This window comes from Bradyrhizobium sp. 197, assembly GCF_023073375.1.
In the GTDB taxonomy this organism is placed as follows: Bacteria; Pseudomonadota; Alphaproteobacteria; order Rhizobiales; family Xanthobacteraceae; genus Bradyrhizobium.
In genome coordinates this window covers 257,815-282,323 of sequence record NZ_JADPJJ010000092.1, presented here as the reverse complement: position 1 = coordinate 282,323, position 24,509 = coordinate 257,815, and the positions used below count along the sequence as shown (strand labels likewise).

General features: G+C 63.9%; 30 protein-coding genes and 2 tRNA genes. 23 read left to right on the top strand and 9 right to left on the bottom strand.

Going from position 1 to position 24,509, the window contains the following annotated elements:
- Positions 1–21: 21 nt before the first annotated feature.
- A complete protein-coding gene (locus tag IVB27_RS21810; protein ID WP_247445279.1) occupies positions 22–846 on the bottom strand; it encodes an IclR family transcriptional regulator in 825 nt (274 codons plus the stop codon).
- A gap of 179 nt (positions 847–1,025) precedes the next feature.
- Between IVB27_RS21810 and IVB27_RS21805 the strand changes: the two genes are divergently transcribed.
- The 6 genes from IVB27_RS21805 to IVB27_RS21780 are packed head-to-tail and all read left to right on the top strand — an operon-like array spanning position 1,026 to position 5,631.
- Positions 1,026–1,991, top strand: a complete 966-nt coding sequence (locus IVB27_RS21805; protein WP_247445277.1) for a Bug family tripartite tricarboxylate transporter substrate binding protein — start codon at positions 1,026–1,028, stop codon at positions 1,989–1,991.
- 3 nt (positions 1,992–1,994) lie between these two features.
- Complete coding sequence (locus IVB27_RS21800; RefSeq protein WP_247445276.1) at positions 1,995–2,612, top strand: flavin reductase family protein; 618 nt, start codon at positions 1,995–1,997, stop codon at positions 2,610–2,612.
- Between the two features lie 45 nt (positions 2,613–2,657).
- Positions 2,658–3,518 (top strand): fumarylacetoacetate hydrolase family protein, encoded by an 861-nt coding sequence (locus IVB27_RS21795; RefSeq protein WP_247445275.1) that lies wholly within the window; start codon positions 2,658–2,660, stop codon positions 3,516–3,518.
- A 3-nt stretch (positions 3,519–3,521) separates the two neighbouring features.
- Positions 3,522–4,325: a 2-oxo-hept-4-ene-1,7-dioate hydratase gene (gene hpaH / locus IVB27_RS21790; protein ID WP_247445274.1), complete on the top strand. Its 804-nt coding sequence runs from the start codon at positions 3,522–3,524 to the stop codon at positions 4,323–4,325.
- Between the two features lie 24 nt (positions 4,326–4,349).
- Complete coding sequence (locus tag IVB27_RS21785; RefSeq protein ID WP_247445273.1) at positions 4,350–4,742, top strand: RidA family protein; 393 nt, start codon at positions 4,350–4,352, stop codon at positions 4,740–4,742.
- A 13-nt stretch (positions 4,743–4,755) separates the two neighbouring features.
- Entirely contained in the window at positions 4,756–5,631 is an 876-nt protein-coding gene (locus IVB27_RS21780) for an amidohydrolase family protein (RefSeq protein WP_247445272.1), read from the top strand.
- A 207-nt stretch (positions 5,632–5,838) separates the two neighbouring features.
- Here IVB27_RS21780 and IVB27_RS21775 read toward each other — a convergent pair whose 3' ends face one another.
- Positions 5,839–6,846 carry an LLM class flavin-dependent oxidoreductase gene (locus IVB27_RS21775; protein ID WP_247445271.1) on the bottom strand — a complete coding sequence of 336 codons (1,008 nt, stop codon included), beginning with the start codon at positions 6,844–6,846 and terminating at the stop codon, positions 5,839–5,841.
- A 281-nt stretch (positions 6,847–7,127) separates the two neighbouring features.
- Between IVB27_RS21775 and IVB27_RS21770 the strand changes: the two genes are divergently transcribed.
- The 3 genes from IVB27_RS21770 (at position 7,128) to IVB27_RS21760 (ending at position 8,867) form a co-directional block, all read left to right on the top strand.
- Positions 7,128–7,631, top strand: a complete 504-nt coding sequence (locus IVB27_RS21770) for a peptidase associated/transthyretin-like domain-containing protein (protein WP_247445270.1) — start codon at positions 7,128–7,130, stop codon at positions 7,629–7,631.
- Positions 7,632–7,642: 11 nt separating this feature from the next.
- Positions 7,643–8,272, top strand: coding sequence for a ferric reductase-like transmembrane domain-containing protein (locus tag IVB27_RS21765; RefSeq protein WP_247445269.1), 630 nt, complete (start codon positions 7,643–7,645; stop codon positions 8,270–8,272).
- Positions 8,273–8,390: 118 nt separating this feature from the next.
- Positions 8,391–8,867, top strand: coding sequence for a Crp/Fnr family transcriptional regulator (locus IVB27_RS21760; RefSeq protein ID WP_247445268.1), 477 nt, complete (start codon positions 8,391–8,393; stop codon positions 8,865–8,867).
- 111 nt (positions 8,868–8,978) lie between these two features.
- On the opposite strand, the gene IVB27_RS21755 is transcribed toward IVB27_RS21760, so the two are convergent.
- From IVB27_RS21755 to IVB27_RS21745, 3 genes are all read right to left on the bottom strand, one after another.
- On the bottom strand, positions 8,979–9,665 hold the full coding sequence (locus tag IVB27_RS21755) for an ATP-dependent Clp protease proteolytic subunit (protein ID WP_247445267.1): 687 nt from the start codon (positions 9,663–9,665) through the stop codon (positions 8,979–8,981).
- 53 nt (positions 9,666–9,718) lie between these two features.
- Entirely contained in the window at positions 9,719–10,264 is a 546-nt protein-coding gene (locus IVB27_RS21750) for a hypothetical protein (RefSeq protein WP_247445266.1), read from the bottom strand.
- Between the two features lie 786 nt (positions 10,265–11,050).
- Positions 11,051–11,125, bottom strand: a tRNA-Thr gene (locus IVB27_RS21745).
- A 315-nt stretch (positions 11,126–11,440) separates the two neighbouring features.
- Between IVB27_RS21745 and IVB27_RS21740 the strand changes: the two genes are divergently transcribed.
- The 5 genes from IVB27_RS21740 (at position 11,441) to IVB27_RS21720 (ending at position 15,575) form a co-directional block, all read left to right on the top strand.
- Positions 11,441–11,653, top strand: a complete 213-nt coding sequence (locus tag IVB27_RS21740) for a hypothetical protein (RefSeq protein ID WP_247445265.1) — start codon at positions 11,441–11,443, stop codon at positions 11,651–11,653.
- Positions 11,654–11,694: 41 nt separating this feature from the next.
- Positions 11,695–13,401: an FAD-dependent oxidoreductase gene (locus tag IVB27_RS21735; RefSeq protein WP_247445264.1), complete on the top strand. Its 1,707-nt coding sequence runs from the start codon at positions 11,695–11,697 to the stop codon at positions 13,399–13,401.
- Positions 13,402–13,676: 275 nt separating this feature from the next.
- Positions 13,677–13,985 (top strand): EthD family reductase, encoded by a 309-nt coding sequence (locus tag IVB27_RS21730; protein WP_247351310.1) that lies wholly within the window; start codon positions 13,677–13,679, stop codon positions 13,983–13,985.
- 236 nt (positions 13,986–14,221) lie between these two features.
- A complete protein-coding gene (locus tag IVB27_RS21725) occupies positions 14,222–14,731 on the top strand; it encodes a hypothetical protein (RefSeq protein ID WP_247351307.1) in 510 nt (169 codons plus the stop codon).
- 19 nt (positions 14,732–14,750) lie between these two features.
- Positions 14,751–15,575 (top strand): alpha/beta fold hydrolase, encoded by an 825-nt coding sequence (locus tag IVB27_RS21720; RefSeq protein ID WP_247445263.1) that lies wholly within the window; start codon positions 14,751–14,753, stop codon positions 15,573–15,575.
- 6 nt (positions 15,576–15,581) lie between these two features.
- Here the strand turns inward: IVB27_RS21720 and IVB27_RS21715 are convergent, their stop codons facing one another.
- On the bottom strand, positions 15,582–16,235 hold the full coding sequence (locus tag IVB27_RS21715) for a TetR/AcrR family transcriptional regulator (RefSeq protein ID WP_247445262.1): 654 nt from the start codon (positions 16,233–16,235) through the stop codon (positions 15,582–15,584).
- A gap of 83 nt (positions 16,236–16,318) precedes the next feature.
- Between IVB27_RS21715 and IVB27_RS21710 the strand changes: the two genes are divergently transcribed.
- From IVB27_RS21710 to IVB27_RS21670, 9 genes are all read left to right on the top strand, one after another.
- Positions 16,319–17,257 (top strand): SDR family oxidoreductase, encoded by a 939-nt coding sequence (locus IVB27_RS21710; protein WP_247445261.1) that lies wholly within the window; start codon positions 16,319–16,321, stop codon positions 17,255–17,257.
- Between the two features lie 26 nt (positions 17,258–17,283).
- Positions 17,284–17,943 carry an NAD(P)H-binding protein gene (locus tag IVB27_RS21705; protein WP_247445260.1) on the top strand — a complete coding sequence of 220 codons (660 nt, stop codon included), beginning with the start codon at positions 17,284–17,286 and terminating at the stop codon, positions 17,941–17,943.
- 81 nt (positions 17,944–18,024) lie between these two features.
- Positions 18,025–18,462, top strand: coding sequence for a DUF2948 family protein (locus IVB27_RS21700; RefSeq protein WP_247351301.1), 438 nt, complete (start codon positions 18,025–18,027; stop codon positions 18,460–18,462).
- 153 nt (positions 18,463–18,615) lie between these two features.
- Positions 18,616–19,911: a histidinol dehydrogenase gene (gene hisD / locus IVB27_RS21695; protein WP_247445259.1), complete on the top strand. Its 1,296-nt coding sequence runs from the start codon at positions 18,616–18,618 to the stop codon at positions 19,909–19,911.
- Positions 19,908–20,405 carry a UPF0262 family protein gene (locus IVB27_RS21690; protein ID WP_247351299.1) on the top strand — a complete coding sequence of 166 codons (498 nt, stop codon included), beginning with the start codon at positions 19,908–19,910 and terminating at the stop codon, positions 20,403–20,405. Before hisD ends, IVB27_RS21690 begins: the two co-directional genes overlap by 4 nt.
- Positions 20,406–20,410: 5 nt before the next feature.
- Positions 20,411–20,878: an arsenate-mycothiol transferase ArsC gene (locus tag IVB27_RS21685; protein ID WP_247351297.1), complete on the top strand. Its 468-nt coding sequence runs from the start codon at positions 20,411–20,413 to the stop codon at positions 20,876–20,878.
- 155 nt (positions 20,879–21,033) lie between these two features.
- Entirely contained in the window at positions 21,034–21,663 is a 630-nt protein-coding gene (locus tag IVB27_RS21680) for a Maf-like protein (RefSeq protein WP_247445258.1), read from the top strand.
- A 93-nt stretch (positions 21,664–21,756) separates the two neighbouring features.
- Positions 21,757–21,939, top strand: coding sequence for a DNA gyrase inhibitor YacG (yacG, locus tag IVB27_RS21675; RefSeq protein ID WP_247445257.1), 183 nt, complete (start codon positions 21,757–21,759; stop codon positions 21,937–21,939).
- Between the two features lie 186 nt (positions 21,940–22,125).
- Positions 22,126–22,201, top strand: a tRNA-Phe gene (locus IVB27_RS21670).
- A 3-nt stretch (positions 22,202–22,204) separates the two neighbouring features.
- Here the strand turns inward: IVB27_RS21670 and IVB27_RS21665 are convergent.
- The 3 genes from IVB27_RS21665 to IVB27_RS21655 all read right to left on the bottom strand — a co-directional run bounded on the left by IVB27_RS21665 (position 22,205) and on the right by IVB27_RS21655 (position 23,904).
- The gene (locus IVB27_RS21665; protein WP_247445256.1) at positions 22,205–22,522 is read right to left on the bottom strand and encodes a hypothetical protein; all 318 of its coding nucleotides are present in this window, start codon (positions 22,520–22,522) and stop codon (positions 22,205–22,207) included.
- A 7-nt stretch (positions 22,523–22,529) separates the two neighbouring features.
- On the bottom strand, positions 22,530–22,808 hold the full coding sequence (locus IVB27_RS21660) for a DUF1330 domain-containing protein (protein ID WP_345946906.1): 279 nt from the start codon (positions 22,806–22,808) through the stop codon (positions 22,530–22,532).
- Between the two features lie 139 nt (positions 22,809–22,947).
- Entirely contained in the window at positions 22,948–23,904 is a 957-nt protein-coding gene (locus IVB27_RS21655; RefSeq protein WP_247445254.1) for an ABC transporter substrate-binding protein, read from the bottom strand.
- Positions 23,905–24,509 lie beyond the last annotated feature (605 nt).

The window sequence follows — 24,509 nt, the reverse complement described above, 5'->3', positions numbered from 1 at the left end:
GTTTGCGTTGGCAAGCCGACGTTATGAGTACACGTCCTGGGCAACACCGCCCCGGATCGCCTGCTCGATCGCGCGCGCCTCCCGCAGCAGAATCTCCGCGACCTCCTGCTCGCGGCGGGGGCCGAGCCTCGTCCGAACGGCGGAGACGGTCATCGCGGCAGCGGGGCGGCCGTCCGGCGTCTTGATCCAGGTCGAGATCGATTTCGTACCCTGCACCAGGCCGATCTCCCTCATGCCGTATCCCAGCCGCCTCGCGGCAGTGACCTCGCCCAGCACCGTCGCAACGTCGGTCCGGTAGGCCTCGAATCTCTTCTCGTTGGCTGCGACGATTTTTCGCGCGTCCTGCGCCGGCATCGCGGCGAGGATGGCGACGCCTGCGCTGGAGACGCCGAGCGGCCGGCGCGCGCCGACCTCGATCGAGAGCACCTGGATCGGATAGACGCCGATCCTGCGATCGACGCACAGCGTGTCGTTGCCGGTCCGCACCGTCAGGAACAGCGTGTCGCCGATCTCGGTCGACGCACGTTGCAGCGACGGATTGGCGGCGATCAGCAGCCGCGACGGTCGGGCCCGTGCGAGCGCGAGCTCCGGCACCTGATTGCCGATCGCGTAGCGGCCGGATTTGTCGTGCCGTTCGATGATGCCTTCCTCGATCAGCGCATGGACGATGCGATGCACGGTCGGACGGGTGAGGCCGGTCGCCCGCACCACCTCGGCCAGCGGCACGCCGTCTTCGCGGCCTGCGGCAAGAATACGCAGCACCGCGAGCGCGCGCCGGATCGCCTGCGCGCCTTGTCGCGGTTCCGTCATGCGGCGGGCGGATTTTGCGGAAGTCGTCCTGTCCATAATATGGACAAGAACGCCACAATTCACTCGACAGGTAAAGCGCGCATTCGGAGATTGCGCTCCGATCGAGATGCCATGAGCAACGTCTGGGCATTCGACGTCGAATTCGAAGACTTGGAATTGGAAGCGACTTGGAATTGCAAGCGACTTGGAATTGCAAGCGCTGCCGGGAGGTTAACATGAGATTAATCTGGATTGCCATGGCTGCAGCAGCGACGATGCTGGCGGGACCGGCGTCGGGCCAGCAATGGCCGGCGCGCAACGTCAAGCTGATCGTGCCCTATCCGGCCGGCGGCAATGTCGACAGCGCGGCGCGCATCATCGCCGACAAGCTTCAGGAAAAGCTTGGCCAGCCCTTCATCATCGAGAACAAGGCCGGCGCCGGCGGCATGATCGCGGGCGAGGCGTTTGCGAAATCGGCGCCCGACGGCTACACGCTGTTCGTCGGCGCCAACGGCCCGGTGCTGTTCGCAACCGAGATCAACAAGCGCGACGCCTACAACTGGAAGAAGGACTTCCTTCCGATCACGACGATCTCGATGACGCCGCTGGTGCTCGAGGTTCATCCCTCCGTGCAGGCGACCACATTCAAGGAATTCATCGACCTCGCCAAGCGCGAGCCCGGCAAGCTGACCATGGCCTCGCCCGGTCCCGGCACCACCAACCATTTGCTCAGCGAGCTGATGCAGTCCAGCCTCGATCTGCAATGGGTCACCGCGCACTACCGCGGCAATGCGCCTGCGGTCAACGACCTGCTCGGCGGCCAGGTGCAGTTCGCGTTCGACCAGCTCACGGTCAGCCTGCAGCACATCAAGGCCGGCCTGTTCCGGGCGCTGGCCGTCACCAGCCCGCACCGCCTGAAATCGCTGCCTGACGTGCCGACCTTCACTGAACTCGGCTACAAGGACTTTGACGGCCAGACCTTCACCGGCTTGTTCGCACCGGCAGGCACGCCGGCGCCTGTTATCGACAAGCTGCACGAGGCGCTGACCGCGATCCTGAAAGACCCGGCCGTGGTCGACAGGTTCGAGAAGCTCGGCGGAGAAGCCGTCGCGATGACGCCGGACGAGTTCAAGGCCTATCTCGAACGTGAGGACGCCAAATGGATTCCGATCGTGCGCAAGGCCAACATCAAGGCGGATTGATCGATGCGGATCGACCCCGCTGAGCTCGGCGCCGAGCGCATCTACCGGCTGATGACCGGCATCGTGGTGCCGCGTCCGATCGCCTGGGTGACGAGCCTGTCGCGCTCAGGCGTGCTCAACCTCGCACCGTTCAGCGCCTTCACCTTCGTCTCGCAGAAGCCGCCGATGCTGGCCATCAGCGTCGGCCGCAAGGGCGCGGACTACAAGGACACCGCGCACAACATCCTCGACACCGAGGAATACGTCATCCACATCGCGGATACCCCGCTGATGCAGGCGGTGCACGACAGCTCCGTCGAGCATCCGCCTGAGATCAGCGAGGTCGCGGAGCTTGGCCTGGAGACGCATCCGAGCGAGCGCATCAAGGTGCCGCGGCTTAGCGTTGCACCCGTCGCGATGGAATGCCGTTTCCGGCAATGCCTCGAATTCGGCGACGCCCGCAGCCGGCTGATCGTCGGCGAGGTCGTGATGTTCCACATTCGCGACGGCCTCGTGAACGACGGCAAGGTCGAGACCGCGGCGCTCGACCCGATCGCGCGCATCGGCGGGCCACGCTACGCCCGGCTCGGCGAGATCGTGACGCTGCGCGGCGTGTTCCAGACTTCCAAATCGCCCGAGTAAGCGCGCAGCCTTGGGCCGCGCCGTCAAGACCATTGGAGAACGACAATGCGACTCGTGAGCTATCTTCTGGACGAAGAGCCGCGCTACGGTGCCGCCGTTGAAGGCGGTGTCGTCGATCTGACCAGGCGGATCGGCCGCGACTTCTCCGACGTGAGGGCGCTGATTGCGGCCAATGCGCTGGCCGACGCGCAGGAAGCCATCGCCGGACAAAAGCCGGACCACGCACTCGACGATCTCGTGCTGCTTCCGCCGGTGCTGGCGCCGGAGAAGCTGTGGTGCATCGGTGTCAATTACGCCGAGCGCAACGCCGAGTACAAGGACAGCTCGGACCTGCCCAAATATCCCAGCCTGTTCGTGCGCAGCATGTCCTCGATGACAGGCTCCGGTCAGCCGCTGGAGAAGCCCAAGGTTTCGGACCAGCTCGATTACGAAGGCGAGCTCGTCATCGTGATCGGCCAGGGCGGCCGTCACATTCCGCGCGAAAAAGCCTGGGCGCACATCTTCGGCATGACGCTGTGCAACGAGGGCACGATCCGCGACTGGCTGCGCCACGGCAAGTTCAATGTCACGCAGGGCAAGAATTTCGACCGCTCCGGCAGCATCGGACCGTGGATCGTCACCGCGGACGAACTCGACCCGCGCGGGCCCCATGACATCATCACGCGCGTCAACGGCGAGGTACGGCAGCAGGACACGACAGAACGGCTGATGTTCCCGTTCGACTTTCTGATCTCCTATCTCTCCACGTTCGCGACCCTCAAGCCCGGCGACATGATCGTGACGGGCACGCCGACCGGCGCCGGCGCCCGTTTCGACCCGCCGCGCTGGCTTAAAGTCGGCGACGTCGTCGAGGTCGAATCCAGCCGCATCGGCATGCTGCGCAACACCGTCGCGGCGGAGAGTTAAGCCATGCTGGATACCGCCACCATCGAACGCCTTGCCGCGCGCCTCGATGAAGCCGAGCGCACCAAGACGCTGATCCCGATGTTCTCGAAGGAATATCCCGATTTCGCGATCGAGGATGCCTACGCCGTCCAGCGCGCCTGGACCAAACTCCAGCTCGGCAGCGGCCGCGTCATCAAGGGGCACAAGATCGGCCTGACCTCGAAGGCGATGCAGAACGCGGTCGGCATCTCTGAGCCGGATTACGGCGTGCTGTTCGCCGACATGTTCTATGCCGACGCCACGCCGATTCCGTTCGACCGCTTTCACGCGCCGCGGATCGAGGTCGAGCTCGCCTTCGTGCTCAAGGCGCCGCTACGCGGTCCCGATTGCACCATCTTCGACGTGCTCAACGCCACCGACTACGTCACGCCCGCGCTCGAGATTCTGGAGACGCGCATGCACCGCGTCGATCCCGAGACCGGCAAGACCCGAAAAGTCTTGGACACGATCTCGGACAACGCGGCGAATGCCGCGCTGGTGCTCGGCGGCCGGCCGTTCCGCCCGATGGATGCGGACATGCGCTGGATCGGCGCGCTGTTGTTCCGCAACGGCGAGGTCGAGGAGACCGGGCTTGCGGCCGGCGTGCTCAATCATCCCGCCAATGGCATCGCCTGGCTCGCCAACCGCCTCGCGCCGCATGACGAACATCTCGCCGCCGGGGAAGTGGTGCTGGCGGGATCGTTCACGCGGCCCGTGGACATCCGCCGCGGCGACACCTTTCATGCCGACTATGGCACGTTCGGCTCGGTATCGTGCCAGTTCGTCTGAGCAAGCAATAAACAGGAGCGTACCATGACCGGTCACACGCGTCGCAAGAGCATCCATATCGGCGGCTTCAAACATGCCAATCCGATCCCGAACGCCTGCCGCATCGGCAATCTCGTGATGTCGGGCGTCATCCTCGGCCGCGATGCGGCAGGCGCGATGCCCGAGAGCCTGGACGCGCAGTGCGCCAATATGTTCGCGCACATGAAGGCGACGGTAGAGGCCGCCGGCGGCTCGACGGACGACATCATCAAGATGACGGTGTGGTTGAAGGACCGTGCGCAGCGCGGCCCGGTCAATGTCGAGTGGCTCAAGATGTTTCCGGACGAGCATTCGCGTCCGGCGCGCCACGCGCTGCCGATGGACAACATGGATGGCGGCGCGCTGGTGCAGTGCGACTTCACCGCAATGATCGACTGAGGGAGTTTCGCGCATGCCGACCTATCTGCCGTTCGACCCGAACCCGCGCCGCCCGGTCAAGGCGCCGCCGCCCAAGACCGTCGACAGCCAGTTTCACGTGCTCGGTCCCGTGGATAAATATCCGGAGCGTCCAGGCGCGGCCTATCGGATGCCGACCGCGACCTGGGAAGCGGCGCTGCGCGTCCACAAGACGCTCGGCATCGAGCGCGGCATCATCGTGCAGACCACGACGTACGGCGCCGATCATGCCGTGGTGCTCGACGGTCTCGCCGCGATGGGTCCGAACTATCGCGGCTGCGCCAACGCGCTGGTGTTCGCCGAGGCGAACGACTCCTATCTCGCCAAGCTGCATGATGCAGGCGTCCGCGGCGCGCGCTTCAGCTTCCGCCAGGAGCTTGGCGCGGTGCTGTCGGACGCCGACTTCGCTCGCGCCATCGCGCGTATCCGCGAGCTCGGCTGGTACGTCAAAATCCAGCCCGAGAAAGACGGCATCGTCTCCAGCGTCGCCAAGTACGAAAATCTCGACGTGCCCGTGCTGATCGACCATATGGCGCGGCCCGATCCCGAGGCCGGCAAGGACGATCCGAACCTGCGCAAGATGCTCGAGCTGCTCGCCAAGGGAAATTTCTGGGTGATGCTGTCGCTCGGCGAGAAGACCTCGAAGGCCGGCCCGCCTTACGACGACGTGATCCCGATCGCGCGCGCCTACATCGAGGCTGCAGTCGAGCGCTGCGTCTGGGCCAGCGACTGGCCGCATCCGGTGTCGGTGAAGCAGCCGCCCAACGACGCCGATCTGCTGGAGCTGATGTACCGCTACGCGCCCGACCAGGCGGAGCTGGAGAAGATTTTGGTGCACAATCCGGCGAAGCTGTTCGGATTTGCGGATTAGTCCGCAACCCTCATGGTGATGAGCGCGAAGCGCGTCTCGAACGATGCAGGCCTGACTGTTGCCGGTGGCCATCCTTCGAGACGCCCGCTATGCGGGCTCCTCAGGATGAGGTCTGGTTTCGCGGCGAGAATGTTAGACCCTCATGGTGAGGAGCCCGCCAAAGGCGGGCGTCTCGAACCATGGAGGCCACGCGCTCAGTCCTGGTGATCACGCCGCTGGCTGCCCGGCCAGCCCGTCACGCACCTCGGCCGCGATCTCGAACGAGCGCAGCCGGGCGGCGTGATCGTAGATCTGTCCCGTCGTCATCAGCTCGTCCGCGCCGGTTTCCGCAATCAGCGCCTTCAGCTTCTCTTCGACCACGTCAGGCGAGCCGACCGCCGAGCACGATAGCGACTGAGCGACCATGGCCTTCTCGGCCGGCGACCACAGCGCGTCCATGTCTTCGACCGGCGGCGGCAGCGGGCCGGGCGTGCCGCGCCTAAGATTGATGAACTGCTGCTGCAGCGAGGTGAACATGCGCTGCGCCTCAACGTCGCTGTCGGCGGCGAACACATTGACGCCGACCATCGCATGGGGCTTGTCGAGCTGCGCCGAGGGTTCGAAGCGCGCGCGATACTCCCGCAGCGCCGGCATCATCATTTGCGGCGCAAAGTGCGAGGCGAACGCGAACGGCAGGCCGAGCATGCCTGCGAGCTGCGCGCCAAAGGTGCTCGATCCCAGGATCCAGAGCGGCACGTTAGTTCCCATGCCGGGCACGGCCCGGATGGTCTGGTTCGGCTTGATGTCGCCGAGCAGCGCCTGCAATTCCAGCACGTCATGCGGAAAATTCTCGGAGCTCGTCGCGAGGTCGCGCCGCAGCGCCCGCGCCGTGAGCTGGTCGGTGCCCGGCGCGCGCCCGAGCCCGAGATCGATCCGTCCCGGATAGAGCGAGGCCAGCGTGCCGAACTGCTCGGCAATGATCAGCGGCGAATGGTTCGGCAGCATGATCCCGCCGGAGCCGACCCGGATCGTCCTGGTCCCGCCCGCGACATGCCCGATCACCACCGACGTCGCCGCGCTCGCGATCCCCGTCATGTTGTGATGCTCGGCCAGCCAGAACCGTTTGTAGCCCCAGCCTTCGGCATGCTGGGCGAGATCGAGCGAATTGCGAAACGCCTGCGACGCATCGCCGCCCTGGCGGATGGGCGCGAGGTCGAGCACGGAGAAGGGGATCATGAGTGGGGTCCGGAGTGAAGGATCTGCGCATCTGGCACGTCACATGTAGTGTCAGCGTGTAGGATGGGTAGAGCACTTGCGAAACTCATCATGTTTTGTCAGGGCATAAGGGCGATGGGTTTCGCTGCCGCTCTACCCATCCTACGAAGCTGTTCGAGTGACCTGCACTCCCGTTCACAACACCGTTATTGCGGCCTGGTGCGCCGTTCGCGGTAACTGGGCGGCTCTCTCCTGTTGTTGTACTCTCGGTGGAGCCACTGCACTCGCCAGGAGGAACCGACATGACCATCGTCGTACTCAATCGCCGCAACCTCCTCGCCGCCGGCGGCTCCGTCCTTGCAACCGCAGTTTTGGCAACTGGCGTTTCCGGCCTCCTGCTGCCGGCCCGCGCCGAAGGCCTCGCACCGACCGATTCGATGTCGGGCGGGGCGAACAATTACCGCAAGGGCGCGGCGATCGTGGACCGGATCGGCAAGGGTGGCTTCTGGATGAGCGGCACGGTGCGCCGCGCCGGCGACGGAGCTCCGCTTGCCGGGCAGCGCATCCAGATCTGGGCGCACACGACCGAAGGGCAGGAGCACGAGCCGCAGAGTCATGGCGCCACGCTCACCGACAAGGACGGCAAGTTCCGGCTCGAGATGCCGCAGATCATTCCCATCTTCGGCCAGCCGCATGGTCACCTCGCCTATGACAGCGGCGAATTCAAAACCGTCTTTCTGCGGCCGGTGATGCGCAGTGCAAAGGAAACCAGCCTGGAGGCGCACTTCGTGCTTCAGCCGGCCTGACCAAGTTGCGAATGAAGGGGTGGAGATCGGCGAAGGTGACCCTGATCTGGATCGCCCTGGCTTTGGCGATTGGCGTGCCGATCGCGCTCGCTGCGGGAAGCGAGCAGCTCGCATGGCGCGGCCCGGTCTACATCCTCGCCGGCTTCGCGGGGATCATCGCGCTTGCTCTCGTACTCGTTCAGCCTCTGCTGATCGGCGGATATTTGCCGGGACTGTCAGCCTATCGCGGCCGGCGCGCCCATCACTGGATCGGCGGCGCGCTTGCCCTGGCGGTGGTGATCCACGTCGCCGGCCTCTGGATCACCAGTCCGCCCGATATGATCGACGCCCTGACCTATACATCACCGACGCCGTTCTCCCCCTTCGGCGTGACCGCGATGTGGGCCATCTTCACCGTCGCGCTGCTGGCGCTGCTACGCCGGCGATTGCGCCTGCGGCTGCGAACCTGGCGCATCGTCCATATTCCCCTCGCGATCGTCATCGTCGCAGCCAGCGTGGCCCATTGCCTGCTGATCGAGGGGACGATGGAGACGATCTCGAAGGCGGCGCTTTGCGCGCTCGTCCTCGCAGCGACCATCAAGGTCATCGCTGACCTCTGGAGAAAGCGGGCGTTGCGCGGCGAGAGCGCGGTGGATGGGTAGAGCACTTGCGAAACCCATCATCTTTCGTCCTCGACCGAGGACTCGATGGGTCTCGCTTCCGCTCTACCCATCCCACCGGCTGATTGCCGCTGACGGCGACGGGAGGTATCCTTGCGCGATGACCGTCTGTGCTCCCGACCTGAAAGCGTTCCTGCTCGCGACGCCGTTCTTCGGTGGTCTCCCGGACCCAAGTCTCGATCTCCTGAGTTCGATGTTGGTCGAGTGCCGCTTCGATGCCGGCGCGACCGTCGTGGTGGAAGGCGAGCCGGGACGCTCGATGTTCATCGTCAAATCCGGTCGGCTGGCGGTGAGCAAACGGGCGAGTTCGGGGAGCGTCATCCCGATTTCGGTTCTGGAGCCCGGCGATTTCTTCGGTGAAATGACGCTTATTGAAATGCAAAATCGCTCCGCCACGGTCGCCGCGGAAAGTCCGGCGGTGCTGTACGAGTTGACCGCCCAAAATCTCTACGCCTGCTACAAGGCCGATATCCACGCCTATGTGATCGTCCTGCAGAACATCAATCGCGAGCTTTGCCGACGGCTGCGCCGTTCCGACGATCGGTTCACCGGACATCAGGTGGGTGACAACAATTGATCGTGCGTAGCCCGTAGGATGGGTAGAGCACCCGCGAAACCCATCATGCTTCCTCACCGAGCAATGGCTCGATGGGTTTCGCTTCGCTCTACTCATCCTGCGAGCTCGCTGCTAGCCGGCAGGGGTGGGAACAAGACGGTCAACGATGCCGGAGCCCTCATCAACGAGCTGTTGACCGCTCATCCAAATATCGCGGTCTGAGATTTTCTTGCGCATGCCAACTAGCCAGACTCTGTTGACGCCGCGGATGCCGATGTCGTTACGGAAGAACTCGTCGGTGGCTAGCGTCTCGATTGTCTTTACGGCTTGCGAGAAGAGGGCGTTCTCCAAGTCGCCGAACTCCCGCCGCTTCATGTTTTCCCTGGCGTTACTGTTCAAGCTGGCCTGGTGAAACATGAAGAAGGCGTCGGGATCGGCCATGCGCTTGCTGCCGGCGAGAAAAATCGAAACGCACATTGAGGCGCAGACGCCGGCTTTCTGGACGAGCGTATCGATAGCTCGATTGCGCGCTCGGATCGCTGCGACGACTTTTCGCCCGTGTTCGATCGAGCCGCCCGGCGAGTTTAGGATGAGGACGAGCCGGCGTGGATCCGCCTTGTAACGATCGAAGGCGGCCGTGACACGCTCGCTCATCGGCTCCTGCACCGGCCCGCTCCAACCCAGCACGATGCGGTCCGGCTCTTCGTTGATCGACAAGGTCTGCCGGGATGCCACATCTCCGGAGCCGGAAGGCATTTGGAAAATGGACCAAACGAGCAGGATGCCGCAGGCGCCGCCGGGAATTGTGAGCCGTGACACGGTCTATCGTCTCAGATCAGCGAGGGTGACATTCTCGGCCAGGAGGTCGGTCATCAGGAATTGACCGCTCGCCAGAAAACAAGCAGCGCGCCGAACCCAAACAGGGCGATTATGCCGGCCGAGAGAATAAACGACAGCGTACGGTTCCAAAGCTTCGTTTCCGCTGTGTAGAAGATCGAGACCGCCGCGCGGTCGGTTGTTGAGCGCACCGGCACAAGAGCCTCTCCGCCACCGCCCGAAAAAAGCATGAAGAATTTATGAGTTGTCGGCGCTTGATCAGGCCTGGCGACCGATTTGATCTTGGCGCTGCAGAAGGTAATCACGAAGTTTGTTCGTTCGCACTTCCCATCCATCGCTTCCAAATCATATGCCGGCTGCCAGGTTCCGGCCAAGCGATGGTCGCGCAGAATTTCCGGACCGTAGCTCACAAACAGTCCGTAGAGCATCGCGCCACAAGCGACCATCACGATGAGCCAACGAATCGGGCTGCCTGTCGGCTGGGCAGTCTCGGTGACAGCCTGGCTTTGCGCCGCGGCGATGTCGACATTGAGAGCTTGTGCCGTGGCACCAACTCCGGATTGACGTTTGCCGAACGCCATCGTGGTCACTCCCGCCACTGAAGAGCCCGCCACCTAGAGATGAATCCTATAAGACTTCGCTAAGAAGCATTGACGAATTAGCAGGATGCAGGACATTGGTAGCGCCGGACAGATCAAGTCCGCGAGGTCGCTTCCAGGCCGAAAGCTTGACATCGCCAGCGTCCATTTGACCCGTCGGGCAACACACCCACCCCACCAAAAACCCGTCAATTCCCGTCGGAAAAAATATTCCACTTTACCGAAATTCGGAATGGCAGTATCAATCCTCCATCCCGGTCCAGGGAGAGGGGCGGTCGTCCGTCGTAACGAAGCGTGGATCGGGGTGCGGTGGACGCGGCAGCGTCGGGCATGGGAAGGCGGGACCAGGGCGAGATGAACCTCGTGAGGTCCTGCTCCGTGCGGACGAACGGCGCCGATGCGTACGGCAAAATCGTGTGGTCCTGGCCGTCGTTGCTACGGTCAAGCCTTGCGGAGATGGATCGGGGCTCTACCGGGTCTTGAGGCATCGCCAATTCGCAAGGCGACGGTGACAAAAAGGAACTCGTCGCCGGGGAGAGCGCGGCATAAGCCGTCAAGCCACTGCGCAGGGAAGGCCGAGTGATTGGCTACACCTGTATGCTGCTGTGCGGTTCTTCCTGCGTGTGCTTTCGCGCAGCGGACCGCGGGTGCCAGCCGGCACCCGGCCTTCCCTGCGCTCTCTTCATAGAGGAGGGCTACGGAAAACAGCAAAACTCGGGCATCTCATGCCGCGAGAGGGCCGCTTCATGCGTGATTTGACACAGGGAATGGTGCTGCCAGACAGGATTGAACTGTCGACCTCTCCATTACCAATGGAGTGCTCTACCACTGAGCTACGGCAGCATGTGCTGGGATCAAGAATCGGCCGCCACGAGGGGCCTACCAAGCGGGCCGATATCTGCCACAAGCCCCCCGCCTGTGCAAGCTTGCAGGCTCCGCCAAAGCGATAAAATCGGGTCGATATCGGGGCCAAAATGCTTGTTTTGGCTCGAAGCGGCCGCCTTTCCGCGGATTGGGTTCCGATAGCCCCACCCAACTGGCCAGTTGCCCGATGTGCCGGATTCGATCCATTTCGATTTTCGCACGATCGGATCGCGCGGGCCTCTTGAGCTGCCTTATTCCTCGGGCATGTTATCGCCGATCGCTGTAATGGACCCGATGGCTGACGAGAACGACAAGAGCACGAAGCAGGACTCGAGACAGGCGACGTCGTCCCGCGACGACCGGCTGAAATCGGCGCTGCGCGAAAATTTGAAGCGGCGGAAGGTGCAGGCGCGCGAACGCGCCGCAAGTGCCGACCCCTCGCAGAACGAGGATGGTTCCCTAAATGAGGGGGCCGCCGGCAAGACCGCTGGCAAGACCGGCGGCTAGAATCCGGCGGCTGGAATTTTTTGGAGTGCATGGACGTGGCAATGGGGCAGGACGAATCGCAACGACCCGACGGTGACGCGCAGATGTCGCGGTTCACCCGCCCTGAACAGACCTTTCCGACGCTGACATCAGCCGAGATCGAGCGTGTCAGGCATTTCGGCGAGGTCCGCAACTATGCCGATGGGGAATTCCTGTTCGAGACCGGCAAGCCCGGGCCGGGCATGTTCGTCGTGCTGAAGGGCCACGTCGCCATCACCCAGCGCGACGGCCTTGGTCACGTCACCCCGTTGATCGACCAGGGGCCGGGGCAATTTTTGGCCGAGCTCAGCCAGCTCTCGGGGCGGCCGGCGCTGGTCGACGGCCGCGCCGAAGGCGATGTCGAGACGCTGCTGTTGCCGCCGGAGCGGCTGCGCGCGCTGCTGGTCGCAGAGGCCGAGCTCGGCGAGCGCATCATGCGCGCCCTGATCCTGCGCCGGGTCAATCTGCTTCAGGGCGGTGTCGGCGGTGTCGTGCTGATCGGTCCCTCGCATTCGTCAGGCGTGGTGCGGTTGCAGGGTTTCCTCACCCGCAACGGCCAGCCGCATCATCTGCTCGATCCCGAGCGCGATCGCGACGCCGCCGACGTCATCGCGCGTTATTCGCCCAAGCCGGAAGATTGGCCGCTGGTCGTCACCCCCGATGGTGCGGTGCTGCGCAACCCCGGCGAAACCGAGCTTGCGCGCGCGATCGGCATGATCGGCGGCCCGCGCAACGACCGCATCTACGACGTCGCGATCGTCGGCTCCGGTCCGGCCGGGCTCGCTACCGCGGTGTATGCCGCGTCCGAAGGCCTCTCGGTCGCCGTGCTCGACACCCGCGCCTTCGGCGGCCAGGCCGGCGCCAGCGCGCGCATTGAAAACTATCTCGGCTTTCCGACCGGAATTTCCGGCATGGCCCTGACCGCGCGCGCCTTCAACCAGGCGCAAAAGTTCGGCGCGGAGATCATGATCCCGGTGACGGTGAAGTCGCTCGACTGCACGCGCAAGGATGGCGCGTTTTCGGTGGCGCTTGACGGCTGCGATCCCCTGCATTCGCGTGCGGTGGTGGTCGCAAGCGGTGCGCGCTATCGCCGGCCCGAGATCGAGAACCTCGACAAGTTCGAAGGCCGCGGCGTCTGGTATTGGGCGTCGCCGGTCGAGGCGAAGCTGTGCGCCGGCGAGGAAGTGGCGCTGGTCGGCGCCGGCAACTCGGCGGGGCAGGCGGCCGTGTTCCTGTCGGGGCACGCGAAGCGCGTGCTGATGATCATCCGCGGCGGCGGCCTGGGCGCCAGCATGTCGCGCTATCTCATCGAGCGCATCGAAGCGACGCCGAACATTGAATTAATGTTCAACACCGAGATCACGGCGCTTGAAGGCGACGAGGCCTCGCTGCTGCGGCGCATCCGCTGGAAGAGCCGGCTCTCGACCGACGAGGATTTTGCGGACGTCCGCAATCTGTTTTTGTTCGTCGGCGCCGATCCCGCCACCAACTGGCTCGACGGCTGCGGCGTGACGCTCGATCGCGGCGGCTTCGTCGTGACAGGCGCGCAGTCCGAGCAGAATCAGGGCCGGCTGGTGGCGCCGCTGGAAACCTCCGTGCCCGGCGTCTATGCCGTCGGCGACGTTCGCTCCGGCTCTGTCAAGCGCGTCGGCGGCGCCATCGGCGAGGGCGCGCAAGTCGTGGCCTCCCTGCACGGCTTCCTCGGTGACGCCGCAAAGCCGGCGCTTTAGAGCACGAACCGGAAAAGTGTGCAGCGGTTTTCCGAAAAGATCGTGCTCAAACAATGAGCCAAGTAGAAGACAAGCAGATGGCAAGGCGAATGTGACTTGCCATTGTGCCGTGTCATACGTGACTATCCCCTCATCCTGAGGAGCCGCGACAGCGGCGTCTCGAAGGATCGAGGCCCGGCTGCCAAAGCCGGGCCTGCATGGTTCGAGACGTGTGCTTCGCACGCTCCTCACCATGGAGAGGATCTACAAACAAAACGCTTAACGGGAGGAACTAAATGGCTGAAATCGTCGTGCTGTACAAAACGCCCACGGATCCTGCGGCCTTCGACAAGTATTATGCCGAGACCCACATTCCGCTGGCCAAGAAACTTCCAGGCCTGAAGAAGTACGCCATCAGCAAGGGGCCGGTCGGCTCCCCCGCCGGACCGTCCGGAATCCATCTGGTCGCCATTCTCACCTTCGACAGCGCGGCCGACATCCAGGCGGCATTCGGCAGCCCGGAAGGCAAGGCGACCGGCGCTGACGTGCCGAAATTCGCCAGCGGCGGCGCCGATCTGCTGATCTTCGACACCAAGGAAGTGTGAGTTCGTCTTGCATCGGCCCGCCGATGGCGGGCCGATGTTGCGACGTTCGATTCAACTTTCCTCGAAAACCTGCCGTCGTTTGTGACAACGCTGCAAAAAATTAAAGCATGCGTTTGTCGATTCGCACGACGGTGCATGGCCGCACGCGCATATGTGACACCGGCGCAGGTGGCAATTCGATGAGGACCGTAATACTATCTTTCCGATCTCAATGCGAGACGAGTAGGAGAGATGTCATGATTCTTGGGTTGAGCTTGCCCGCCTTCACGATGGTGCATGTCATCATCAGCCTGATCGGCATCGCAGCCGGCCTCGTCGTGATGTTCGGCCTGCTCGGCTCGAAGCCGATGCCGGGCCTCACCGCGATCTTCCTGCTGTTCACGATCCTCACCAGCGCCACCGGCTTCCTGTTTCCGTTCAAGGAGCTGCTGCCGTCGCACATCATCGGCATCATTTCGCTGGTGCTGCTCGCGATCGCCTGCATCGCACTGTACGGCATGAAGCTCGCTGGCGTCTGGCGTCCGGTCTACATCGTGACCGCGATGATCTCGCTGTATTTCAATGTCTTCGTGCTGGTGATCCAGTCGTTCCTCAAGGTGCCGGCGCTTGCCGCGCTCGCGCCCGCAGTGCCGCCGGCGCCGCCGGGAGGCCCCGTGTTCGCCGTGGTGCAGGGCATCGTGCTGGTGTTCTTCGTGGTGCTCACCGTCGGCGCCTGGCGCCGCTACAAGCCGATGGCGTTCGTCTGATCGTTCAAGGAGCCTAGCAATGCCTACCATCACCACCAAGGACGGCGTCGATATCTTCTACAAGGATTGGGGAAGTGGCCAGCCGATCGTGTTCAGCCATGGCTGGCCGCTGTCGGCCGACGATTGGGACACGCAAATGTTGTTCTTCGTCGCGCGCGGCTACCGCGTCATCGCCCATGACCGCCGCGGCCACGGCCGTTCGTCGCAGGTCTCCGACGGCCACGACATGGATCACTATGCCGACGATCTCGCGGCGGTGACGGCGCATCTCGACCTGAAGAATGCGATCCACGTCGGCCACTCCACCGGCGGCGGCGAAGTCGTGCATTACATCGCGCGCCACGGCGAGAGCCGGGTGGCGAAGGCTGCAATCCTCTCCGCCGTGCCGCCGTTGATGGTGCAGACCGCGGCCAATCCCGGCGGCCTGCCGAAGAGCGTATTCGACGGTCTCCAGGCGCAACTCGCCGCCAGCCGCACGCAATTCTATCGCGATCTCCCCGCCGGCCCATTCTACGGCTACAATCGTCCCGGCGCAAAACCGTCGGAAGCGGTGATCCATAACTGGTGGCGCCAGGGCATGATGGGCGGCGCGAAGGCGCATTACGACGGGATCGTCGCGTTCTCGCAGACCGACTTCACCGAGGATCTGAAGAAGATCAACGTGCCGGTGCTGGTGATGCACGGCGACGACGACCAGATTGTGCCTTACGCCGATTCCGCGCCGCTGTCGGCCAAGCTGTTGAAGAACGGCACGCTGAAGACCTACAAGGGTTTTCCGCACGGCATGCCGACCACGCACGCCGAGACCATCAACGCGGACCTGCTGGCGTTCTTCAAGGGGTGAGCGGCCTCACTCCAATATCGCCCTGATCGCGTCGAATGTGCGCTTGACGAAAGCTTCCGGCTTCTCCCGCGCACCTTCGCCGATCCAGCTCTCACCGCCGACGCGCATCGCGCCGGTGGCAATCATGGCGACGAGCCGCGCCTTCAGCTTATCCGATTTGGTTCTGGCGCGCTGTGAAAGCCCCTCGGCCAGGGCGTGCTCGAGCTTCTCGTATTTGAGCTGGTCGCGTGCCCGAAGCGCGGGGTTGTCGCGCTTGAGCCGCGACATTGCCGCCGCTTCGGCCGGGTCGATCCGCTTGAGCGCCGCCGCGATCGCGTTCTCCGCCGCGGTCAGCATGGATTCGCCCGCAGGCCGCGCGACGACCTCCGCGACCAGCGCAGCGGCTGCGCCCTCCTGCCAGGCGGTCACCACGTCCTCCTTCGAGGCGAAATAATGGAAGAAGCTGCGTCGCGACACATCCGCCGCGGCCGCGATGTCGTCGATGGTCGTGGCCTCGAAGCCGCGCTCCAGGAACAGCGCCATGGCCGCGCGGGCCAACCGCTCGCGGGTCGCCTGCAGCTTGCGCTCGCGCAGGCCGGGGCCATCGGGGGATTTTACCCCTGCCGGCAGCGGCTTGGCGCGCTTGTCGGCTGATTTCCTGGCGACCTTCGAAATCTTCAAATCATTTCACCTCTTGCAAACTTGCACCCAGTGCACATTTAGACCCATCGCGGGCCTTTTCCCAGCCCCGACGGAGCTATGGCATGACCGACTGGACCACGGCAGACATCCCCTCTCTCAGCGGCAAGACCGCCGTCGTGACCGGGGCGACGGGCGGCCTCGGCTACGAGACGGCGCTGGCGCTGGCGGGCGCCGGTGCTATTGTCATACTCACCGGGCGCAACGACGCAAAGGGCCTGCGCGCGATCGAGGGCATTTGCGAGCGCTTTCCCAATGCGCTGATCGCCTACGAGCATCTCGACCTCGCCAGCCTCGCGTCCGTGGCCGATTTTACCAGGCGCTTCGCCGCCAGCAACGAGCAGCTCGACCTTCTCGTCAACAATGCCGGTGTGATGGCGCTGCCGAAGCGGCAGCAGACGGCGGATGGTTTCGAGATGCAGCTCGGCACCAACTATCTCGGCCATTACGCGCTGACGGCGCGGCTGTTGCCGCAGCTTCGCCGGGCGAAGGCGGCGCGCGTCGTCAATCTCTCGAGCCTTGCGCACCGCTCCGGCGCGATCAATTTTGACGATCTGCAAAGCAGGCACTCCTATCGTCCGTGGCGGGCCTATTGCCAGTCCAAGCTGGCGATGCTGATGTTTTCGCTGGAGTTGCAGCGCCGCAGCCTCGCCGCCGGCTGGGGCCTGACGAGCCTTGCCGCACATCCCGGCTACGCGCGGACCGATCTCATTCCGAACGGGCCGAGTGCGAACACGTTCCAGTCGCGTGTGAGCCGGTGGCTGCAGCCCTTCATCAGCCAGTCTGCCGCGGAAGGCGCGCTGCCGACCTTGTTGGCCGCGACCTCGCCGGCAGCTGAGCCGGGCGGCTATTACGGTCCGAACTGGTTCTACGAATTGAAGGGACCACCCAGGCCGGCGAAGATCATGCCGCAGGCAAAGGATTTTGCCTCGGCAGCCATGCTGTGGGATGTCTCGGCGACGTTGGCCAATATATCCTTCGACGAGATCGTAGCCGCCGCATGAGCCGCGACGCTGTAGGAAACGTCCCGATGCAGATCATCATCTTCGGCGCGACCGGCATGGTCGGGCAGGGCGTTTTGCGCGAATGCCTGGTCGATGCCGGCATCGACCGCGTGGTTGCGATCGGCCGTAGCCCGACCGGCGTGCACAATGCCAAGCTCACCGAGATCACACACGGCGATTTCACGGATTATTCGGCGATCGAAACGCAACTGACCGGCTTCGACGCCTGCTTCTTCTGCCTCGGAGTCTCTTCGATCGGCATGAGCGAGGAGCGCTATCGTCATCTCACCTACGACCTCACGCTCGCGGCGGCGACGACGCTGGCACAGCTCAATCCGCAGATGATTTTCACTTACGTCACAGGCGCCGGCACCGATTCCACCGAGCAGGGTTCGCGAATGTGGGCGCGTATCAAGGGCAAGACCGAGAACGATCTGCTCAAGCTGCCGTTCAAGGCGGCCTACATGTTCCGGCCCGGCGCGATCCAGCCCCTGCACGGTGCCCGCTCCAAGACCGCGTGGGTGCAGGCGGTGTATACCGTAACCTGGCCACTCTGGTCGGTGCTGCGCCGGCTCTCGCCGCGGCTCGTCACCTCGACCGAGCAGATGGGCCGCGCCATGATCCGGGTTGCCCGGGAGGGGTATCCGCGCAAGGTGCTGGAGATGGAGGATATCAATAGCCTCTAGTCCGGTGGAGCGTTAGTTCCAGGGAAATTTTGGCGCCCGCGCGCGTTGAGCCCTGTCCGCCCGAAGGAGAAAGCGCCGGCGATGTCTCCCCAGCTCAAATTGATCGCGCTCGACGCCGACGACCTCGCCGTGATCTCGGCCCACGTCCAGGATGCCCGCGTGCAGCCTTCGGACATCATCTGGCGACAAAGCGAAAAGCGGCTGGTGGTCGGCATGAGCCGGTTGGACTGGGAGCAGATGCTGGACGGCGAGGCCGAGCCGCGCAGGCTGATCGCCGCCCTGCGTTTCGACCGCGTGCTCGCCTGCAAGTCGCGCAACATCGACCTCGCCGCGGCGGACATGATTCTGGACCTCATCGGCATCGAATTTCACGGCCAGGACGCCCCCGGCGGCAGCGCGTTGCTCCTGTTTGCCCAAGGCGGCGCCATCCGCCTCGACGTCGAATGCCTGGAATGCGAGCTGACCGATCTGGGGGCGGATGAGCTAGGGACGGGGCTGGAGGTTGACGGCGAGGGGTGAGGTGGTCGGTATACCAGCCAAATCCTCTGAGGCCCGCGCCGGAACGCCGCCTTCCAAGGGTTGAGCCAAGGGTTGACGCAGCTTTCCCGCCGCGCCATTGAGCAGGGGCCCGGTGAGCCAAACCGCGCCCCCAAAAACCAGTTAGAAGCCAAGATGCCCGTTCGTCTCGACCGCAGCAGCGCCGATTTTGACCAGCGATTCGTGGCCTTCCTCGCCGCAAAGCGCGAGGCCTCGGCCGACGTCGAGGCTGCCGCGCGTGCCATCGTCGACGACGTGGCCAAGCGTGGCGACGCGGCCCTGCTCGAGGCGACGGCGAAGTTCGACCGGCTGACGCTGGATGCATCCGGCCTGCGCGTCACCGCCGCCGAGATCGAGGCCGCGGTGAAAGCCTGCGATGCCGCGACGCTGGACGCGCTCAAGCTCGCGCGCGACCGCATCGAGACCTATCACAGTCGCCAGCTTCCGAAGGACGAGCGTTTCACCGATCCGCTCGGCGTCGAGCTCGGCTGGCGCTACACCGCGATCGAATCCGCCGGCCTCTACGTGCCCGGCGGCACCGCGGCCTATCCCTCCTCAGTGCTGATGAATGCGGTGCCGGCAAAGGTCGCCGGCGTGGCGCGTCTCGTCATGGTGGTGCCCTCGCCCGACGGCAAGCTCAATCCGCTGGTGCTGGCGGCAGCAAAGCTCGGCGGCGTCAGCGAGATCTACCGCGTCGGCGGCGCGCAGGCCGTGGCCGCGCTCGCGCATGGCACCGCGACGATCGCGCCGGTCGCAAAAATCGTCGGTCCCGGCAACGCCTATGTCGCCGCGGCAAAACGGCTGGTGTTCGGCAAGGTCGGCATCGATATGATCGCCGGTCCCTCCGAGGTGCTTGTCATCGCCGACGACACCGGCAATGCCGACTGGATCGCTGCCGATCTGCTGGCACAGGCCGAGCACGATGCCAGCGCCCAGTCGATCCTGATCACCGATTCCGCGCGTCTTGCCGCCGATGTCGAGAAGGCGGTCGAGGCGCAGTTGAAGACGCTGCCGCGTGCCGCGATCGCCAGCGCCTCGTGGGCCGATTTCGGTGCCATCATCATGGTGAAGAATCTCAACGCCGCCATTCCGCTTGCGGACGCCATTGCCGCCGAGCATCTCGAGATCATGACGCAAGATCCCGACGCGCTCGCAGCAAAGATCCGCAATGCCGGCGCAGTGTTCCTCGGCGCGCATACGCCGGAGGCGATCGGCGACTATGTCGGCGGCTCCAACCATGTGCTGCCAACGGCGCGCTCGGCGCGATTTTCTTCGGGCCTCTCGGTGCACGATTTCCTCAAGCGCACTTCGATCCTGAAATGCGGCCCGGATCAGCTGCGTGCGCTGGGTCCGGCTGCGATGATTCTCGGTAAGGCGGAAGGGCTAGATGCCCATTCGCGCTCGATCGGATTGCGCCTCAATTTGTCATGACCCAGCCGCCCGAACAGGACGACTCGCAAAATCGCATCGTCGGCGTCACGCTCGACGAGGACTCGATCGGCCGTTCCGGGCCCGACATCGAGCATGAGCGCGCGATCGCGATCTACGATCTGATCGAGCAGAACCTGTTCGCCCCCGAGGGCGCCGACGGGAAGGGGCCGTTCACGCTGCATATCGGCATCACCGGCAGCCGGTTGATGTTCGACATCCGCCGCGAGGACGGCACGCCCGTGGTCGCCCATCTGTTGTCGCTGACGCCGTTCCGCCGGATCGTGAAGGACTATTTCATGATTTGCGACAGCTACTACCAGGCGATCCGCACCGCGACCCCGGACAAGATCGAGGCCATCGACATGGGCCGCCGCGGCATCCATGACGAGGGATCGCGTACGCTGCAGGAGCGCTTGAAGGGCAAGGTGCGGATCGATTTCGAAACCTCGCGCCGGCTGTTCACGCTCATTACTGTTCTGCACTGGAAGGGCTAGGCGCGATGGCGGGTCCGCCACGCGCACGCGATCCGCAATCGGTGCTGTTCGCCTGTGCGATGAACAGCGTGCGCTCGCCGATGGCCGAGAGCCTGCTGCGGCACATGTTTCCGCAAGGGCTCTACGTGAAGTCGGCCGGCGCCAGGCGCGGCGAACTCGATCCGTTCGCGGTGTCGGTGATGGCTGAGCTCGGCCAGGACATCTCCACCCACAAGCCGCAGACCTTCGAGGAGCTGGAGGACTGGGAGGGGCTGAATTTCGACCTCATCATCACGCTGTCGCCGGAGGCGCACCACAAGGCGCTGGAGCTGACCCGCACGCTCGCCGCCGACGTCGAGTATTGGCCGACGCAGGATCCCACCACCATCGAAGGCAGCCGCGACCAGAAGTTGGCTGCCTACCGTGAGGTCTGCGACCAGCTCATGCTGCGCATCCGCCGGCGGTTTTCGAAGGTGGGCGCGGCGAACGGGTAGCATTCCGCGTCCGTAACACCCGCGTCACAGAGCGCAGGCACACGCATCCTGTGCCCGTCGAATCAGTAAAGTCCGGGTTCCCGGGTTGTGAAATCAGCCCCCTTCCGATAGGTTCCGCGCGCAATTCACCCCCTGCTTCATCCCCAAATCACCTGATGCTTGGCCGCCCCAAATTCGTTCTTGCCTCCGGTTCGCCGCGGCGCCTGTCGCTGCTCAACCAGGCCGGCATCGACCCGGACGCACTCCGGCCCGCCGACGTCGACGAGACGCCGAAGCGGGGCGAGCTGCCGCGCGCCTGTGCCAACCGGCTCGCGCGGGCCAAGGCCGATGCGGCGCTCAAATCGGTGCAGCTCGACGACGAGCTGCGCGGCGCCTTCATCCTTTCCGCCGACACCGTGGTGGCGGTCGGCCGTCGCATCCTGCCCAAGGCCAATCTGGTCGACGAGGCCGCGCAGTGCCTGCGGCTGCTGTCGGGCCGCAACCACCGCGTCTACACCGCGATCACCCTGGTGACGCCGCGCGAGGCCTTCCGCCAGCGCCTGGTGGAGACCCGGGTCCGCTTCAAGCGCCTCTCGGAGGACGACATCCAGGCCTATATCGGCTCCGGCGAATGGCGCGGCAAAGCCGGCGGCTACGCCGTGCAGGGCATCGCCGGCTCGTTCGTGGTCAAAATGGTGGGGTCCTACACCAACGTGGTCGGCCTGCCGCTCTACGAGACCACCACGCTGCTCGGCGGCGAAGGTTTCCCGATCCGCTTCGGCTGGCTCAACACCACCGCCGTGTAAGCCGAACAGCCGCTCCTGCCTACGCTTCGGCCGGAGGAACCCCTTTGCCGACACGCTCTTGAACTCCCTCACCCCGTGTAAGCTGCGCACCTTATGGACGACCAGGTGAAAAAGCCCGCTAGCCCCCTCAAAACCTGCCCGATCTGCGGCAAGCCGCAGTCCGAGGCCACCCGTCCGTTCTGCTCCCCGCGCTGCCGCGACGTCGATCTGAATCGCTGGCTGAAGGGCTCCTACGTCATCCCCGGCCGCGACGATGAGACGGATGGTGAAGAATAAGCAAGTAATATCAATTGCCTGCTTCTCTCACCGATGTACCGCGAGCCAGCCGCGGCAAAGCCGCCCCAGCTTGTGCACAGCCAGGCCGCGCGCCCGCTCGGCCGAAGGCGAAGCGTGGGTGGACAGGCAGCCTTCAGCCCACTATAAACCGCCCGCTCGATGGGCTTTGGCCCCTCTTTGGAGCACGCCCAGGTAGCTCAGTTGGTAGAGCATGCGACTGAAAATCGCAGTGTCGGTGGTTCGATTCCGCCCCTGGGCACCATTCCTAAACAGATTTGCGAACCACAGGCGTAAAGCGGTCGACGGCGATCGGATCGATCTCGATCGGGAGCGCACTCGTCTTTTTGGCATAGTCAAGCGCCTCAGCCCGATCAGGGGTCTGCCGGTGATGAAGTAGTGGGCGTGTGCGCTGAGCCCGAATTCTGCCCGACGCTTCGGGCAGGTTGATGGCGACGGCCTTCGCGTCGAAAGCCAGGCGCCGGTTGGCGGAGGACTTGATGTCCGCCCATGATCCTCGATCTTGGAAGCAGCGGCACCCGCCGGCGATGGCGCATTCGAGATGGCCCGCCAGACCGATGCGCAATGGACGGTCAATCCACGCCTTCGACTGCCCAAATGCGGAACTTGGCGTATTTGTCCCCGATTTTTCTGGCCTCCCTGTATGCGGGGCTTGCGAAGGCCGCTTGCGCCTTTTCCAGTGACTCGAACATCGCGACCAGTGCGCGCCCCTTTGGCGGCTCGCCCTCGATCGAAACGGTCATACCGCCGCGCGCCAGGATTTTGCCGCCGGCAGCGGCGAGTGCTTTGCCGCCCACTGGCGCGAACTCCTTGAGATAAGCCACCTGATCGCTGACATCGTTGTCGACAATGGCATAGGCAGGCGGCTTTGCCTTCGCATGCAGCGTCTGGACCGCGATCGCACCTAGAGTGCGATTCCCGACAGGAGCGACAAGCTTATCGCGTAACGCGTTCTCATGGATTTCTCCTGTTTCTCTGCCTTAACAGGCGTCATTCGATCACTTCATCTGCGCTGGCGACGAGTGTTGGCGGAATTTCGAGGCTCATCGCGTTGGCAGTCTTGAGGTTGATCACAAGCCGATAACGCGTGGGCTGCTCGAAGGGCAAATCGGCCGGGTTGGCGCCTTTGAGGATGCGGTCGGCCAAGGAGGCAGCACGCGCGAAGCATTCGGCGAAATCGGGCCCGTACGACAACAGGCCGCCATCGCGCGCAAGATTTTCGTATTCGTACATGGCCGGCAGCCGACGAGCTGCGGCGAAATCGAACACGCGCTTCCGGTTGAGAATAGTGAGGCTATCGGCGACCATCAAGATGGCATCCGGCATACTGCTTTCCATCGCATTGAATGCCTCCCCGAAATCATCCGGCTCACCGACGCCGAGCGGTTGTATGGAAACGCCGAGCACATCGGCGGCCTTGGCCGACGCTTCATAGCGCAAGACCATGGCGCGATCGTTCTTGTTCCACAGCATCGCAACGCGCTTGATCCCTGGCGCCACCTGCTTGAGTATTTGCAGTCGTTTGGCAAGGAGCTCGGTGGCATTGTCCGAAATGCCGGTGACATTGCCGCCAGGCCGGGCGAGGCTGGCGATCAACCCGGTCGCCACCGGATCTCCGACAGCATGGGTGACCACCGTCGGCAAGCCGGTCTGCTTTGCCGCAACTGCTGCTGGATAACCGGTCGCGAGAATCGCATCGACCTTGGCGTCCGCGAGCTCTTGCGCCAAGCGCGGTAGGAGTTCGCTTTGTCCATTGCTGCCACGGGGAATCAAGACCAGACTCCCGTCGATGGCGTAACCGGCTGCCGTGAAGCCGCGGGAGAGAAGGGCCCCAAATGGGCTCTTCGGAACGAAGGGCATTACCGGGCTCAGCGAACCGATCCGATAGACTTTGCTCTGCGCGGCAGCAATGCCCGGCCGAACGGCGGCGGCGGTCAGCGAGATCAAGAAATGACGGCGGTTCATTCAATCCTCGTTTTCGTGACGATCCTTGCGGCAGCAAGCCCACGCATGGGCCTGTTCGCAGCGCCTGATAAAGTGATGGTTTGCGCGCACCAGCTGACAGCTGCACAGATTGCAATCACCCGCATACTAAGACAATCGGCCGACTAGTTGAATGATACCTTGGATTCGAGCTTTGAGATTATGTTCTTCGATTCTCAAGTCGTGAGGCGCACGCTCGCCCATACAGCTCCGATTAGATGCACGCTGCTATTCGAACGCCGCTTGGCTACCTTGGGGGAGGCAACCAACAGCTGACCAACGCTTCAGGCCCAATGACTGATGCTACCTGAAATTTAGCTGAGCAGGCCCGGCCGGTTAATGCTTCGTTGTTGGAGAGTTGTTGTCAGAAGCGGCCGCGATAAGGTGCGGCCGCAGATACTGGCGGTCCTGGACCTAAGCACGTCGAATTGCACGTCCCACATGTTGGCGATTGATTTTTTCCGGCTAACTGACCTCTCCCTGTATTGGTAATGCAGGGATATTTTGTCTGGTTAAGGCCGTAGCGGGCCAGTGAATCGACCCCCGATGACCATGGCGCCGCCCTTCGT

Coding starts and splice junctions, on each gene's coding strand:
- IVB27_RS21810 (WP_247445279.1), bottom strand. CDS start 846: ATGGACAGGACGACTTCCGCAAAATCCGCCCGCCGCATGACGGAACCG.
- IVB27_RS21805 (WP_247445277.1), top strand. CDS start 1,026: ATGAGATTAATCTGGATTGCCATGGCTGCAGCAGCGACGATGCTGGCG.
- IVB27_RS21800 (WP_247445276.1), top strand. CDS start 1,995: ATGCGGATCGACCCCGCTGAGCTCGGCGCCGAGCGCATCTACCGGCTG.
- IVB27_RS21795 (WP_247445275.1), top strand. CDS start 2,658: ATGCGACTCGTGAGCTATCTTCTGGACGAAGAGCCGCGCTACGGTGCC.
- hpaH (WP_247445274.1), top strand. CDS start 3,522: ATGCTGGATACCGCCACCATCGAACGCCTTGCCGCGCGCCTCGATGAA.
- IVB27_RS21785 (WP_247445273.1), top strand. CDS start 4,350: ATGACCGGTCACACGCGTCGCAAGAGCATCCATATCGGCGGCTTCAAA.
- IVB27_RS21780 (WP_247445272.1), top strand. CDS start 4,756: ATGCCGACCTATCTGCCGTTCGACCCGAACCCGCGCCGCCCGGTCAAG.
- IVB27_RS21775 (WP_247445271.1), bottom strand. CDS start 6,846: ATGATCCCCTTCTCCGTGCTCGACCTCGCGCCCATCCGCCAGGGCGGC.
- IVB27_RS21770 (WP_247445270.1), top strand. CDS start 7,128: ATGACCATCGTCGTACTCAATCGCCGCAACCTCCTCGCCGCCGGCGGC.
- IVB27_RS21765 (WP_247445269.1), top strand. CDS start 7,643: ATGAAGGGGTGGAGATCGGCGAAGGTGACCCTGATCTGGATCGCCCTG.
- IVB27_RS21760 (WP_247445268.1), top strand. CDS start 8,391: ATGACCGTCTGTGCTCCCGACCTGAAAGCGTTCCTGCTCGCGACGCCG.
- IVB27_RS21750 (WP_247445266.1), bottom strand. CDS start 10,264: ATGGCGTTCGGCAAACGTCAATCCGGAGTTGGTGCCACGGCACAAGCT.
- IVB27_RS21740 (WP_247445265.1), top strand. CDS start 11,441: ATGGCTGACGAGAACGACAAGAGCACGAAGCAGGACTCGAGACAGGCG.
- IVB27_RS21735 (WP_247445264.1), top strand. CDS start 11,695: ATGGGGCAGGACGAATCGCAACGACCCGACGGTGACGCGCAGATGTCG.
- IVB27_RS21730 (WP_247351310.1), top strand. CDS start 13,677: ATGGCTGAAATCGTCGTGCTGTACAAAACGCCCACGGATCCTGCGGCC.
- IVB27_RS21725 (WP_247351307.1), top strand. CDS start 14,222: ATGATTCTTGGGTTGAGCTTGCCCGCCTTCACGATGGTGCATGTCATC.
- IVB27_RS21720 (WP_247445263.1), top strand. CDS start 14,751: ATGCCTACCATCACCACCAAGGACGGCGTCGATATCTTCTACAAGGAT.
- IVB27_RS21710 (WP_247445261.1), top strand. CDS start 16,319: ATGACCGACTGGACCACGGCAGACATCCCCTCTCTCAGCGGCAAGACC.
- IVB27_RS21705 (WP_247445260.1), top strand. CDS start 17,284: ATGCAGATCATCATCTTCGGCGCGACCGGCATGGTCGGGCAGGGCGTT.
- IVB27_RS21700 (WP_247351301.1), top strand. CDS start 18,025: ATGTCTCCCCAGCTCAAATTGATCGCGCTCGACGCCGACGACCTCGCC.
- hisD (WP_247445259.1), top strand. CDS start 18,616: ATGCCCGTTCGTCTCGACCGCAGCAGCGCCGATTTTGACCAGCGATTC.
- IVB27_RS21690 (WP_247351299.1), top strand. CDS start 19,908: ATGACCCAGCCGCCCGAACAGGACGACTCGCAAAATCGCATCGTCGGC.
- IVB27_RS21685 (WP_247351297.1), top strand. CDS start 20,411: ATGGCGGGTCCGCCACGCGCACGCGATCCGCAATCGGTGCTGTTCGCC.
- IVB27_RS21680 (WP_247445258.1), top strand. CDS start 21,034: ATGCTTGGCCGCCCCAAATTCGTTCTTGCCTCCGGTTCGCCGCGGCGC.
- yacG (WP_247445257.1), top strand. CDS start 21,757: ATGGACGACCAGGTGAAAAAGCCCGCTAGCCCCCTCAAAACCTGCCCG.